General features: G+C 63.0%; 11 protein-coding genes, 1 tRNA gene and 1 pseudogene. 12 read left to right on the forward strand and 1 reads right to left on the reverse strand.

The window, feature by feature from the left end; genetic code table 11:
• Nucleotide 1 precedes the first annotated feature (1 nt).
• From IVA96_RS23700 to IVA96_RS23730, 7 genes are all read left to right on the forward strand, one after another.
• Nucleotides 2–985 carry an ABC transporter ATP-binding protein gene (locus IVA96_RS23700; protein ID WP_247419486.1) on the forward strand — a complete coding sequence of 328 codons (984 nt, stop codon included), beginning with the start codon at nucleotides 2–4 and terminating at the stop codon, nucleotides 983–985.
• On the forward strand, nucleotides 982–1968 hold the full coding sequence (locus IVA96_RS23705) for an ABC transporter ATP-binding protein (RefSeq protein ID WP_247419489.1): 987 nt from the start codon (nucleotides 982–984) through the stop codon (nucleotides 1966–1968). The genes IVA96_RS23700 and IVA96_RS23705 overlap by 4 nt, the downstream gene beginning before the upstream one ends.
• Nucleotides 1968–2897, forward strand: coding sequence for an ABC transporter permease (locus IVA96_RS23710; protein WP_247419492.1), 930 nt, complete (start codon nucleotides 1968–1970; stop codon nucleotides 2895–2897). The genes IVA96_RS23705 and IVA96_RS23710 overlap by 1 nt, the downstream gene beginning before the upstream one ends.
• The gene (locus tag IVA96_RS23715; RefSeq protein ID WP_247419494.1) at nucleotides 2894–3817 is read left to right on the forward strand and encodes an ABC transporter permease; all 924 of its coding nucleotides are present in this window, start codon (nucleotides 2894–2896) and stop codon (nucleotides 3815–3817) included. The genes IVA96_RS23710 and IVA96_RS23715 overlap by 4 nt, the downstream gene beginning before the upstream one ends.
• 214 nt (nucleotides 3818–4031) lie before the next feature.
• Entirely contained in the window at nucleotides 4032–5882 is a 1851-nt protein-coding gene (ilvD, locus tag IVA96_RS23720; protein WP_247419495.1) for a dihydroxy-acid dehydratase, read from the forward strand.
• Between the two features lie 386 nt (nucleotides 5883–6268).
• The gene (locus tag IVA96_RS23725) at nucleotides 6269–6586 is read left to right on the forward strand and encodes a hypothetical protein (protein WP_247281117.1); all 318 of its coding nucleotides are present in this window, start codon (nucleotides 6269–6271) and stop codon (nucleotides 6584–6586) included.
• A 245-nt stretch (nucleotides 6587–6831) separates the two neighbouring features.
• On the forward strand, nucleotides 6832–7155 hold the full coding sequence (locus IVA96_RS23730; RefSeq protein ID WP_247419712.1) for a hypothetical protein: 324 nt from the start codon (nucleotides 6832–6834) through the stop codon (nucleotides 7153–7155).
• A 729-nt stretch (nucleotides 7156–7884) separates the two neighbouring features.
• Here the strand turns inward: IVA96_RS23730 and IVA96_RS23735 are convergent.
• On the reverse strand, nucleotides 7885–8118 hold the full coding sequence (locus IVA96_RS23735) for a hypothetical protein (protein WP_247281116.1): 234 nt from the start codon (nucleotides 8116–8118) through the stop codon (nucleotides 7885–7887).
• 496 nt (nucleotides 8119–8614) lie between these two features.
• Here IVA96_RS23735 and IVA96_RS23740 point away from each other — a divergent pair.
• The 5 genes and pseudogenes from IVA96_RS23740 to IVA96_RS23760 all read left to right on the forward strand — a co-directional run bounded on the left by IVA96_RS23740 (nucleotide 8615) and on the right by IVA96_RS23760 (nucleotide 13488).
• Nucleotides 8615–8704 (forward strand) — tRNA-Ser (locus IVA96_RS23740).
• Nucleotides 8705–8795: 91 nt separating this feature from the next.
• The gene (locus IVA96_RS23745) at nucleotides 8796–10328 is read left to right on the forward strand and encodes a site-specific integrase (RefSeq protein WP_247419496.1); all 1533 of its coding nucleotides are present in this window, start codon (nucleotides 8796–8798) and stop codon (nucleotides 10326–10328) included.
• Nucleotides 10329–11276: 948 nt separating this feature from the next.
• Nucleotides 11277–11753, forward strand: a pseudogene (locus IVA96_RS23750) (recombinase family protein); the annotation flags it as partial.
• A gap of 68 nt (nucleotides 11754–11821) precedes the next feature.
• Complete coding sequence (locus IVA96_RS23755) at nucleotides 11822–12382, forward strand: Pycsar system effector family protein (RefSeq protein ID WP_247419497.1); 561 nt, start codon at nucleotides 11822–11824, stop codon at nucleotides 12380–12382.
• An 8-nt stretch (nucleotides 12383–12390) separates the two neighbouring features.
• Nucleotides 12391–13488 (forward strand): adenylate/guanylate cyclase domain-containing protein, encoded by a 1098-nt coding sequence (locus tag IVA96_RS23760; protein WP_247419498.1) that lies wholly within the window; start codon nucleotides 12391–12393, stop codon nucleotides 13486–13488.
• The last annotated feature ends 534 nt before the right edge of the window (nucleotides 13489–14022 follow it).

The following is a 14022-nucleotide window of genomic DNA, read 5'->3' on the forward strand; positions in this document are numbered from 1 at the left end:
CGTGGCGCCGCTGGTCAGCATCCGGAACTTGCGCGTCACCTTCAACGGCGTGCAGGTGCTGCGCGGCGTCGACGTCAGCTTGCAGAAGGGCGAGGCCCTCGGGCTCGTCGGTGAGTCCGGATCGGGCAAGTCGGTGACCTGGCTTGCCGCCCTGGGCCTGCTGCCGCGCCATGCCAAGGTCTCGGGCTCGGTACTGCTGGACGACCGCGAGATCCTCGGCGCGCCCGCGGCCGACCTCGACCATGTCAGGGGCGGGCGGGTCGCGATGATCTTCCAGGATCCGGCGAGCGCGTTGAACCCGGTGCTGCCCATCCGCAGGCAGCTCTGCGAAGCGCTGGCGTTGCATCGCGATCTCTCGGGCGACACGGTGAAGGCGGAAGCCCGGCGGCTGCTCGATCTCGTCGGGATTCCCGACGCAGGCCGGCGGCTGGAAGCCTATCCGCACGAATTTTCCGGCGGCCAGGTCCAGCGCATCATGATCGCGATGGCGCTCGCTCGAAATCCGGACCTCCTGGTCGCGGATGAGCCGACTACCGCGCTCGATGCCACCATTCAGGCCCAGATCCTGGAGCTGCTCTCCTCGGTCCGTCGCGAGATGGGCATGGCCATGGTCCTGATCAGCCACGATCTCGGGGTCGTCGCCGAGAACTGCGATCGTGTCGCTGTGATGTATGCCGGCCGCATCGTCGAGGAGGCACCCAGCAACCAGCTCTTCGCCGATCCCGTGCACCCTTACGCGCAAGGCCTGATCGGCGCGCTGCCGCCGCTCGACGGAGCGCGCCGGCGCCTGACGGCCATTCCCGGCACCGTGCCCGATCCCGCGCGGATGCCTGAGGGTTGCGCCTTCGCGCCACGCTGCACGCTGGCGAGTGAAGCTTGCGGACTTGTCGCGCCGAGCCTGGCCCCGATCGCGCATGACCGCAACGTCGCCTGCATCCGCGCCGAGGCTTCGCGCCGGGCGCTGCTCGGGATCGCCGCCGAATGAGCGCACCGTTCGTCCAGGTGTCCGCGATTTCGCGCAGCTACGCGATGCGCTCCGGAATGTTCGGCCGCAGCACCGTCGTTCACGCTGTCGACGGCGTGTCGCTGAGCATTCCCAAGGGCGAGACGCTGGGCTTGGTCGGCGAGTCCGGCTCGGGCAAATCGACCACCGGCCGCATTGTGCTCGGCCTCGAGCCGCCTGACAGCGGTGAGGTGCGGTTCGACGGCAAGCCGATGGCCGCGCCGGGAACGGCTGCATGGCGCGCGCAGCGCGCACGCATGCAGATGATCTTCCAGGATCCGCTGGGCGCGCTGGACCGGCGGCTGCCAGTCGCCGCGCAAATTCGCGAGCCCCTGGATATCCACGATCTCGGCATGCCCGCCGAGCGCGAAGACCGCGTTCGCGAATTGCTGCGCGCGGTCGAGCTGACGCCGGCACATGGCGCGCGCTATCCGGGCGCGCTGTCCGGCGGCCAACGCCAGCGCATCGTGCTCGCGCGGGCGCTGGCGACCAAGCCGGATTTCCTGGTCTGCGACGAGCCGGTCAGCGCGCTCGATGTCTCGATCCAGGCGCAGGTGGTGAACCTGCTCGCCGATCTCCAGGCCGAGCTGTCGCTGACGCTGCTGTTCATCAGCCATGATCTCCGCGTCGTCAGGCAGATCAGCAATGTCGTTGCCGTGATGTATCTTGGCCACATCGTCGAGATCGGCAGCGCCGATGATCTGTTTGCGCGGCCCGAGCATCCGTACACGCAGGCGCTGGTCTCGGCCTCGCCCGCACCGGGCCGCCGCAGCGCGGGCCGCATCGTGCTCGCTGGCGATCCGCCGAACCCGGCGGCGCGCCCCCAAGGCTGTACTTTCCATCCGCGCTGCCCGCGCGCCATCGCGCGCTGTGCGAGCGAGGTGCCGGCACTCTCAAGCATCGGCGGCAACAGGCAGGTCGCCTGCCACCTGGTCACGGGTGCCGAAACGCGGGACGCGGCGTGATGGGCCGCTATTTCGCCATCCGGCTCGGCCGCGCGGCGCTGACGATCGTCCTCGTCGTCACCTTCGCCTTCGTCGTGCTGCGTCTGTCGGGCGATCCCGCGCTGATGATTTTGGGACCGGAGGCGCCGCCGGAGGTGCTCGCGGCGTTCCGCAAGGCCTGGGGCCTCGATGATCCCATCTGGTCCCAGTATCTTGATTATTTCGGCACCATCGCCAAGGGCGAGCTCGGCCGCTCCATGCGCGACGGACGCCCCGCGCTCGAGTTGGTGCTGGAGCGGATCCCGGCGACGCTGGCGCTGACGCTGCCGGCGTTTGCCTTCAAGGTGGCGCTCGGCATTCCTGCCGGCATCTATGCCGCGCTGCATCGTGGCTCGGGAATCGACCGCGCCGTGATGATGATGGCGGTCGCGGGCTTCACCGTCCCCAGTTTCGTGCTCGCGCTGGTGCTGGTGCTGGTGTTCGCGGTTCAGCTCGGCTGGCTGCCATCGGGCGGCCAGGAGAGCTGGCGGCACGCGATCCTGCCCATTGCGACGCTCGGCTTCGGTGGCGCCGCGGTGCTGGCGCGCTTCACCCGCAGCGCGATGCTGGAGGTGCTGGGCCAGCCCTATATTCGCACGGCTTCCGCCAAGGGCGTGCCCTGGCGCCAGGTGGTGACGTCGCATGCGCTGCCGAACGTCGCGATCCCGACGGTCACCATTCTGGGCTTCATGGTGGGAACGCTGATCGCCGGCGCGGTCGTCGTAGAGAGCGTGTTTGCCTGGCCGGGAGTAGGGCGCCTGCTCGTGGTCGCCGTCGCCAACCGCGACCTCGCCGTGGTGCAATGCATCTTGCTGCTGGTCGCGATGACCATGGTGACGTCCAACCTGGTCGTCGACTTCCTCTACGGCTTCCTCGATCCGCGCCTGCGCGCCAAAGGGGCGCATGCATGACCGATGCGACGCTGAAGGATGCCAAAGCGTTTTCAAGCGAAGTGGATTCCGGTTCGCGTAAAAGAAACGCGTCAAAACTAGAATCTAGCCTCCGCCGCCGCATCAGCCTGGCGGCGATCCCGGTCTCGGTCGCGCTCGCAATCACCTGGATCATCGCCATGCTGCTGATCGCCGCGTTCGCCGAGAAGATCGCGCCCTACGGCTTCACCCAGCTCGACCTGCGCAATCGCCTGGCGGCTCCCGGCAATGCCGCGCATTGGCTCGGTACCGACGAGCTCGGCCGCGACGTGCTGTCGCGGCTCCTCGTCTCCATCCGCATCTCACTGCTCATCGCGTTCGGCGCCACCGCGATCTCGGCGCTGGTCGGCACCACGCTCGGCTTCCTGGCCGCGCATTTCCGCGGGGCCATCGAACAGCTCGTGCTGATGCTGACCGACTTCCAGGCCAGCATGCCCTTCCTGATCATGGCGCTCGCGGTGCTCGCCTTCTTCGGCAATTCGCTGCCGCTGCTCATCGCTCTGATGGGACTGTTCGGCTGGGAGCGCTACGCCCGCATCGCGCGGGGCCTCGCCATCTCCGCCAATGCGCAAGGGTATGCCGCCGCCGTCCGCCAGTTAGGGGCGGCGCCGTCGCGGATCTACCTCCGGCACATCCTGCCCAACATCGCCTCGACCCTGATCGTCTCGACCACGCTGGTCTTTCCCGAGGTGATCCTGATGGAATCCGGCCTGTCGTTCCTCGGCCTCGGCGTGCAGCCGCCGATGACCAGCCTCGGCAACATGGTCGGCTATGGCCGCGAATACCTGACCCGGGCGCCCTGGATCATGCTGGCGCCGGCCACCACGATCGTGGTCACGACGTTGGCCGTCTCCGTGATCGGCGACTGGCTGCGCGACCGGCTCGATCCGATCTTGCAATAGGGCCTCGACTTCTCGACTCCCGGTTCTGCAGGCGGCGTTTGCACAACCTCGCGCTGGGGAACGTTCGCGAGAGGCCGCGCCGGGAGCAGGGGAGCCCTGTCCGGACCAAGTTCCCGTTGCGCGCGTTCCCCGCGTGCGCTATCCGGCCGGAAAGCTCTGAGGCGGCTTCCATTTTTCCGCCCGGCTCCAAGCCAACCCGAGGACGGAAACCGCCATGCCAGCCTATCGCTCCCGCACCACCACCCACGGCCGCAACATGGCGGGCGCCCGCGGCCTCTGGCGCGCGACGGGCATGAAGGATGCGGATTTCGGCAAGCCGATCATCGCCGTCGTCAACTCCTTCACCCAATTCGTGCCCGGCCACGTCCATCTGAAGGACCTCGGCCAGCTCGTGGCCCGCGAGATCGAGCAGGCCGGCGGCGTCGCCAAGGAGTTCAACACCATCGCGGTCGATGACGGCATCGCCATGGGTCATGACGGCATGCTCTACAGCCTGCCGTCGCGCGAATTGATCGCCGACAGCGTCGAGTACATGGCCAACGCGCATTGCGCCGACGGTCTCGTCTGCATCTCCAATTGCGACAAGATCACGCCCGGCATGCTGATGGCCGCGCTGCGGCTCAACATCCCCGCCGTGTTCGTCTCGGGCGGACCGATGGAGGCCGGCAAGGTCAAGCTCCAGGGCAAGACCAAAGCCGTCGACCTCATCGACGCCATGGTGGCCGCGGCCGATTCCAAGGTCAGCGACGAGGACGTCAAGGTGATCGAGCGCTCGGCGTGCCCGACCTGCGGCTCCTGCTCGGGCATGTTCACCGCCAATTCCATGAACTGCCTGACCGAGGCGCTCGGTCTCGCGCTGCCCGGCAACGGCACGGTGGTCGCAACCCATGCCGACCGCAAGCGCCTGTTCGTCGAGGCCGGCCATACCATCGTCGATCTCGTCCGCCGCTATTACGAGCAGGACGATGCATCGGTGCTTCCTCGCAACATTGCGAACTTCAAGGCTTTCGAGAACGCCATGACTCTCGACATCGCGATGGGCGGCTCGACCAACACCGTGCTGCATCTGCTCGCCGCTGCCCATGAAGGGCAGGTCGAGTTTACCATGCGCGACATCGACCGGCTCTCGCGTCGTGTGCCCGTGCTGTGCAAGGTCGCACCATCCGTCGCCGACGTGCATGTCGAGGACGTGCACCGCGCCGGCGGCATCATGGGCATTCTCGGCGAGCTCGACCGCGCCGGGCTGATCGACACCTCGGTCTCGACCGTGCACGCCCCGACCATGAACGATGCGCTGGAGCGCTGGGACATCAAGCGCAGCAAGAGCGAGGCGGTGCGCACCTTCTATCGGGCCTCGCCCGGCGGCATCCCGACCCAGGTCGCCTTCAGCCAGGAGCGCCGCTACGACGAGCTCGATGCCGACCGCGAGAAGGGCGTCGTGCGCGACCTCGAGCACGCTTTCAGCAAGGACGGCGGCCTCGCCGTGCTTTACGGCAATCTCGCGCAGGACGGCTGTATCGTGAAGACCGCCGGCGTCGACGCCTCGATCCTGAAATTCTCCGGCCCCGCGCGCGTGTTCGAAAGCCAGGACGCAGCGGTGGAGGGCATCCTGGGCGGTAAGGTCGTCGCGGGTGAGGTCGTCGTCGTGCGCTATGAGGGCCCGCGCGGCGGCCCCGGCATGCAGGAGATGCTCTATCCGACCAGCTATCTGAAATCGATGGGCCTCGGCAAAGCCTGCGCGCTCGTCACCGACGGCCGCTTCTCCGGCGGCTCGTCCGGCCTGTCGATCGGCCATCTGTCGCCGGAAGCGGCCGAAGGCGGCAATATCGGTCTCGTGCGCGACGGCGATCGTATCGCCATCGACATCCCCAACCGCAGCATCAGCCTGGAGGTCTCCGACGAGGAGCTGGCCAAGCGCCGCGCCGCGGAGGAGGCGAAGGGCGATGCCGCCTGGCAGCCGCAGAACCGCAAGCGCAATGTCTCGACCGCGCTGCAGGCTTACGCCGCGCTCACCACCAGCGCCGCGCGCGGCGCCGTGCGCGAGGTGAAGCGGCGTTCGAGATAGCGCCTGATCGACGCGCCACAGGCTGGGCGGATTCCTCCGGAACGACCCGCGGTCTCCGCGCGAGCGGGCGGGCGCACTGTTGCAGGACAGAGCCGGGACAAGCGGTCGCAAAAGAAACGGCCCCGCCTCCTGGGGTGTGGGCTTTTGGGGGTGGAGGCGGAAGCCGTTTTGCGAAGTGGGCGCCCAACGTGCGGGCTCGCCCGCCAGGCCCCTGTGAATTTAGTGTCTTTGCGCCCATTTTGCCATTTAATTTTTATTTATTTGTACTTTGTTTGTGATTTAATCGCGCCATCCTAAGAAAATAGCCGAAATCCATTTTTCCGAATCCGGCCGGGCGGACGCCGTATCCTCCGCAACGGTCCGGATTGCCAGTAGCGGGGTAAGCCATGAGTCACTCTCCATCGCTCGTGCCGCACATTGCGACAGACCGGGACGTCTATCTCGTGCTCGATGATTTCGGCCGGCGGCTGGGCCGCGCCTGGTGTGAGACGGCTGAGGAGGACGCCAATCGGGCGACCCTGCTCAGGAATCTCGTCGAGGGGCAATATCTCCATCCGGTACGTGTCGTGGCTTTCAATACCGCGGAAGGATGGTCGCGAGATGCCACGGCAGAAGTCGCAGACGAACTGCGCCGCCGCTTTGTCGAATTCGAGGAGACCGATCCCTCGCTGCTGGAGTTTTTGGAAAGAGCAGCGAGGCGGTGAAGCTCGAGCGAAGGCGGATGAACGCCAAACGCACGTCGCGTGTTGATGCGCGTGGTCAATGAGTTCTTACCTGTCGGCTGCGACTGGCTGTTCGCATTAAGGATGCCCCGACGAAGTTCGGCAGCCCAGGATTTTGCGTCGTATACTGCTAGCGACCTTCGCAAATCCATTTCGGGCAACTGGGGCACCACGCAATGTCTCGTACTCTCGCCGTCGTTTTCTCTACCGCCGTCGCCGCGATTTCCATGATGGGCGCAGCCTCCGCCGGCTGCTACAATTGCTATGCGCCGCCGCCGTGCACGACCTGCTACCAGCAGCAATACGTCGCGCCGCAATACCGCGCTGTCGACGAAACCGTGATGGTGTCTCCCGGTTCTGTGGTCGGGCATCGCACGCCGGCGCAGTATCGCACCGTAATGGTGCCGCAGACCGTGATGGTGGCGCCGCCCAGCGTCCAGTACGAGCGCATCCCCCCGCAATATGCCACGCGCCAGCGCGTCGAGATGGTGTCGCCGGGCTATTCGTATTACGCGCCCGTGCAGATGGGCTGCGCGTCCTGCGGGTACTGAGCTGACGCAATGAAGACAGTCTCGCGCGGCGCTCCTTGCGGGGCGCCGCTTTCTTTTGCGCATCAGCAAGCGAGGCCCGGATATGGAGACGAATCCAACCGGACCTCGCAACCGGCAACGCCCTGGGAGATGTCGCCGGTATCCGGGATTGCCGAGACGTCGGCGCGTGGCGGCGCCGAACCTGCCGCCAAGCTAGGGGAACAGGCTGACACTCGCCTGACAAAGGGCGGGGCTGAAGAGGTTGAGGCGAGAGTGCGAACTTCGCGTTGCCTTGCGCGGTCGACGCGTTAAGCGACACCCATTCCAGGCTTGGAAGGGTGGCCGAGTGGTTTAAGGCACCGGTCTTGAAATTTACTCTGAAAATGGTCGGTAGGAATTAAGCTCCTAGGAGCGGGCGATCTCGTCATGGGAAAAGGGTCCGCTCGGGAAGCTTTCGGGCCCCATATGACCAACCGGGCCCCTGCGACCGGCCGCGCTGGGGGACCATTGAGCGGCCGCCGACTGAGGCGGCGCTCTTCAGCAAGTGAAGAAGAAACCAGCGCAGCCATGCCGAACGCTAGGGGCGCCTAGAGACTACAGGGCAATAGCAGTCTGCTTCGACCTGGAAAATGAACGCTGATCGCTAGGCACGTTCCTAGGCCAGCCGGGTTGGCCTTGCTTCGCTCACTCATCATTTTTGCTCGCTTCGTCCGCTCTGACGTTGCGAGCCGGGAATCTCGACAATGGTGCTCAGTTCCTCTCCAGGCGCGTCCGGAAGCTCACAACTCTGTCCATGTCGCTGGAAGCTGATTGCCTACCTTGTTGCTTCACCACCTGCTCGAGTTCAAGAGCTTCTATTGCAAGCTCATCTGCCAAGCGTCCGAAGAGTTCGCGCTTTTGCGGATCGCTTGCCCGCCTGCTCATAAGGGCCAAATCCGCGGCATCGGCGCGGAGTTTGTCCAATCTTTTTTTGAGGTCCGCCATTATCGGCATGTCCTAGACCCACCTCGTCTCGGGTGGGGGTGCAAGTCAACGGCGGAATATTCTATTGGTTCTTCGTTAACCGTTCATTAGGCTGACACGCGTCGTGAAGAAGACCCGCCAGCGTGAACCGGCGGCCAGGATCCGAGTCGCGAATCCTTTGCCGGGATTCGGAGCAAAGCGGAGTCAGATCAGCGGCTTAGCCCGCGATTTCCCTGGCGCTAGGCGCGATGCCCGGCCCACCGGTGGAGCACCCACAGTGCGGCGGATCAGACGCATTCGGTTAGCAACAGCGACGCCAGCCATATGCTGGCCTCGAATATCCATCCCAAGATCGTGCGGCAGCGCTAGGCGATTCCTCGATCGCGATCACGATGGACATCTACAGCCATCTGATGCCGAACATGCAGGGCGAAGCGGCCGCGGCTGTTGACGTTGCCATGCGAGCCGCCATAAACAAGCGAACCGAAGCGACGAAAAGCTAAACAATTTCCAGTCTGGAAGGGTGGCCGAGTGGTTTAAGGCACCGGTCTTGAAAACCGGCGTGCCCGCAAGGGTACCGTGGGTTCGAATCCCACCTCTTCCGCCAGTCCCGTTCTAAGTCGTTGATCTTCCAAAAACTCTGCAGTTCCAATGGCTTCCAGTTGATGGGTGCTACGGTGAACTGCTACAGCGAGCCCATGGAAGACGTGCCTCATCCTCGACTGCATAAGCGCAAGAACACTTACTACCTTCGAGCCTCGTATCCCGCCGATCTGGCGCACCTGTTCAAGGGCAAGGAGCGGTGGAAGTCACTCGGAACCGCTGACTACCGTGAAGCCGTGCGGAGGGTCCGCGCCGCCAGTTCGGACTTCGATGCCGAGATGGACCGCCTCAGGGCGACCGACGCAGGTCCACCAGCGAACCTATCTCAGCGTGAGATCGTCCGGCTGTGCGGGAAGGCTTACGAGTTCGCCATGCGGCAATGGGGAGACCAACCCGGTGGCCCTGTCATCTACGAGAAGTTCATTGACAAGATGTCGCGGACGGAGAGCCCGGCGGAGTTGGAAACAGAGATAGGTCCGCATCTCGCGGAGTTACTCAGTCGCTCCTCGACCGTCGGGAAGATCGACGAAGACACACGGGTCCGGTTCCTGCCTGCTTTGCGTGACACCATCCGTGACGCTGCCACTACGCTCCTACGTCGCGCCAAGAACGACTATGGCACCGACGATCTCGTGAAGAGGTTTGGAGAAGCGCACAAGAAGCCCGCTGGTCTCAGCCTGCGGCAGCTCATGGACGACTACTTGGCCGATCCCAGCGTCAAGCGCGGTGAGAAGACGCTGCTCAGCTATCGCATCGTGTTCGACGCTATCGAGGAGCTTGTTGGGCCGGACAAGCTGGTCCGAGATGTGAACCGAGCGGACTGTAAGCGAGTTCGGTCTCTCCTGCAGACGATCCCCAAGAACGCCCGGAAGGTCTACCCCGGCAAATCCCTGCAGGAAGCCGCTCGACTGGCCAAGATCGACGGCAAGCCGCTCATGTCTGTCGGAACGATCAACTCGTACCTGATCAATCAGTCGTCACTCTTCAACTGGGCAGTCAAAGAGGAACTGGCAGATCGCAACCCGGCTGCGGACTTGCTGTTAGCCGACCCGGTCAAGGACAAGAACAAGCGCAAGCCGGTGCCACTGGGCGATCTACCAAAGCTGTTCCAGATGCCCCTCTACACCGGCTGTGTGGACGACGAGAACGGTTATGCGAAGCGTGGCCCGAACCATCCAAGGCGTGGTCGCTTCTGGGTGCCACTGCTGGCGCTCTTCCATGGGCTGCGGCAAGGCGAAGCGTGTCAGCTCCACAAGACGGACGTTCGGCAGATCGGCAGCATCTGGTGCCTCATGCTCTCCGAAGGGGACCCTGACGAGATGGAGGTCGAAGACAGGAAACGGATCAAGACCGATGCCGGTGAGCGGTTCGTTCCACTCCATGCGGAACTGATCGCGATGGGCTTTCTCGACTTCGTTCGGAGCTGCAATGGCGTTCGCCTGTTTCCAGAGCTTGACCGCGACAGGTACGGATACTTCTCGACAATGTCGAAGTGGTTCGGACGGTTCTTGTCCAAGGCTGGCGTCAAGCAGCCCCGCGTGACCTTCCATTCCCTGCGGCACAACTATCGTGACGCCCTGAGGCGAGCGAAGCTGTCCCGCGATGTGATCCAAGCCTTGGGCGGATGAGGGTGATCGCATCGAATTACCGAGCCTTCCGCGCATTCATGAGGTCTCCGAGTGGGACGCTCTGAAGATGACCACGGGACGAGCTGCAAAGGCCATCGAGGCGGTCTGGCAGTTGTTCGGGCGCACTGTCACCGTGCGGCGTCGCCACCGGGTTTCGATCCTTGACTACCGAGAGAGCCTCCCAGCGGACCTGCAGCCCGTCTTGGTGCTGGATGCTTCGGCCCGTGTCCGAACCACGTACGATCTCTGGGAGCGGCACAGAGGCGGCATGGTGCGGTTGCCGTCTGCGACGAAGAGCTACGCCGGACTAACCATCGGCGTCTGGGATCGTGGCGGCGGCAAGGATGCCTTTTACTATGACGCCCAGACCATCGCGGAAGGCGTGGCCAAGACGATCATGAAAAGGCCTAATGAGGATTGGCTTGTGGTTCACCACAAGGCCACCGCGAGCTACGACTTCGAGAAGCTGGTCAAGCAGCGTCTGTCCACCGACGCGGGCAAAGTGAAGTTCGTGACATGGGGTCGGCACGACGCGACGAACGACTTCGCACGCATCCCGAACGTCATCTTGGCGGGTGTGCTGTTCAAGCCCGAGCCGGTCTACGAGGCCACCGGGAGAGCTTCTGCGGCACTTCCGTCCGCCTCCGGTGCCTTCGAGTGGACTGACAAGGTCCGGCGCGGCGAACATGCGCACGGCATTCTGCAGGCCCTCTGTAGAGGATCAGTTCGGCGTCTCCAGAACGGTAGCTGTCCTGCCAGCCGAGCATTCATCATCGCGCACAAGGGCTCGGGCATTCCTGCGCTGTTGGGGAGGGTCTTCCCCGGCGCATCCATCGGAGAATGGCTTCCGATCCCGAAGCCGCTCAAGGGGCATGCAGAAACCGCCTTCGACTACATCGTTAGCAGGGTCGAGGCTGACGCCTCCGAGGTCATTCCGCCAGCCGATGTCTATTCGACATTCTGCGCAGTGGCGACACCTTGGTTGTGCGATGGGTTGATCGTCTGGGCAGGAATTACAGTGATGTCTGCGACGCCATCCGGGAGTTCATGCGGCGCGGCGTCATCATTCGCACGGTCATCAACGGCATGACGTTCGACGGCGCAACGAAGGACCCAATGCAGATGGCTGTTAGGGACGCCCAAATTGCCTTCATGGCGGCAACGGCAGAAGCAAACGCTGAAGCCGTCAAAGAAGCGCAGCGAGGTGGCATCGCCCTTGCGCAGGCCAATGGAGCAGATACGAAGTATCGGGGCCGGAAGCCGAGCTACACGCGCGACCAACTCTCAACCGTGTGCAACTTGCTCGACCTATCGACTGGGGTTGGGGAGATCGCTGCAGCCACCGGCCTCAGTCGGCAAACCATCTACCGCATTAGGGATGACCGGGCTGCAGCGGAAGCAGCATTGACGAGCTGGGCGGCATGATGGTCCATGTAGCGGAGCTAGTGTTTTTGTGACACGCTTCAACCAGACGGTGAGGACCAAGGATACTCATGAGTACGAAACAGCAGCAGGAGACGCTGGAGAAGGCGCTCTCCGGCACATTGTCGAGAACAGTAGACTTCCTTCGGTTCGCTGAGACCAAGAACGCGGCGCTGCTGACATTCGCATCTGCATGGCTTTTAGCTCTGGTGAATTTGCTGGCCAGTGGTCGGGCGTTGTCCCATTCGATCCGTATCTCAGCCGCTGTATCGCTTCTCTTTTTCGCGTTAGCGGCGGTCGTGGCGCTCTGCTCGTTTCTCCCGAAGGTGAGGCTGAACATCTTCGACAGGGACCCGGAACGAGATAGGAGCCTTCTCTACTTCGGGGAGATCGCCGAGTACGAGGCAGCGACCTATGTCCAACGCTTTCGTCAGCGGTACGGTACAGATGCCGAGCAGACCATCTCGGACGAATACCTTGACGACCTAGCCATTCAAGTCTTCGCGAACAGCAAGATCACACTGCGCAAATTCACCATCTTCAATTGGGGCGCTGGGCTGGTCATGTTGGCGTTGTTAGGAATGACCGTAAGCGGCATTATCCTCGCCTACGATCAGTTTTGGGCGAAGTAGGATCGAAGATGTCGCTCAAGGACCTCCGCGATGAGCTTGTTGAGGAAGTGGCCGCGATCTTCGACGGTCAGTTTTCGATCGCAATCACCGAAACGAAGACCGTACCTCAGCCTGATGACCCGGTCATCACCTTCCCAAACCTCGACACACAGACCCAAGGAGCGAAACTGATCACGACTTGCGTGCTGTACATCGACATGCGGAAGTCAACCGATCTCAGTTTCGCCCACCGGCCGCAGACTGTTGCGAAGCTGTACACTGCCTTTGTGAGAGCCATGACGCGAACTGCACGGCAGTACGGGGGGCACGTTAGAGGCATCATCGGAGACCGCGTGATGGTGTTGTTCGACGTGGAGGATTGTTTCGCGAACGCTGTTCATTGTGCCATCGCGATGAACACTGTGGCGCAGCACATCATCAACAAGCACTTCAAGGCAAACGAGGTCCGTTTCGGCATCGGGATCGACCACGGCAGGATGCTGGTGACCAAGGCTGGGATACGACGCCATGGGAGCGAACAGGGCAGCTACAAAAACCTCGTTTGGCTCGGTCGTCCAGCGAATGTCGCCTCGAAGCTCACGGATGCGGCAAACAAGCCGGCCGAGTATGCGACGGTGGAAAAGGTCAACGTGGCATACGAGACACGCGCACGACCGAACCTTTTGGGCCTTACCGCATCAGGAATGCTGGGTCTCGGGGCTCTCAGTTCTCCAGAGCCTATGGGAGGAGTGCTCGGTGCCGCGCTTACAGGTGTCAGTCCGTTCGGCGCTCTGAACAGCGCAAGCAGCGGTAGCGATAGTTGGGAGTGGGTGAAAGAAAGCCTGCCAGTCTTCCTGTCGCAGCTAGAGGTTCATTACGTCCCCAGTCGAATAGTTCACAAAAGAGCGGACTTCGGGAGTTTTTTTCTGATGAGCGAGGCCGTCGAGACGAAGGCAAGCACGCCGCCGATTTTGATGACCAAGGCAGTCTGGCAGGGCTTCCGACGAGCGGAGCCAGACAGTACATCCGTTCAACAAGCCCTCTTCAAAAAAGTTGATGTCACCGTTCCTGGGTACACCGATGACATCTTCGGGGGGCAGGTGGAGTACCCTCAGCTACGAACATGAAGAACAAGCCTCCTCGATAGGGAAAAAGCATTCGTTGCTCTCTCGACGGTGCTACAGACAGTTGCTACGGTAAGCATCCGATCTCTAAGAATTTTTCACCCAAGATCAAAGGCTTAGGCACAAGGGCAGGCGGTCCCACCCCTTCCGCCACAATCCAATAAAATCAACCGCTTAGATGCGGTTCGTTACCGCGCTCAGCTGAGCTCGACATTGAGGGCGCAATCGCGGATGAGTTGAAGCGACACGAAATCTTGTCGGACTCGCTGCGCCGCTCGAGATCGGTAGCAACTCCAGGCGAGGGGGTCTGGTGCGCCTTAGCTGTGTTGCGCGGACGATTGATCATCCCAGAGCAGTTCACCGCACCGGCATTGATACACCCGGATGAAGCGGGCTGCCTTCATGTCCCATAGCTTCTCCGCCAGACTGAGCGGATCGCGGCATTTGGGGCAGCGGAACAGGGTTTGGCTCGGGGGCGTGGCTGGAGGCATGGGCACGTCTCATTTTTCAGAAGACGCGAAAGCTCAGCAAGCGTTC

This window comes from Bradyrhizobium sp. 159 (genome assembly GCF_023073795.1).
Lineage (GTDB): Bacteria > Pseudomonadota > Alphaproteobacteria > Rhizobiales > Xanthobacteraceae > Bradyrhizobium.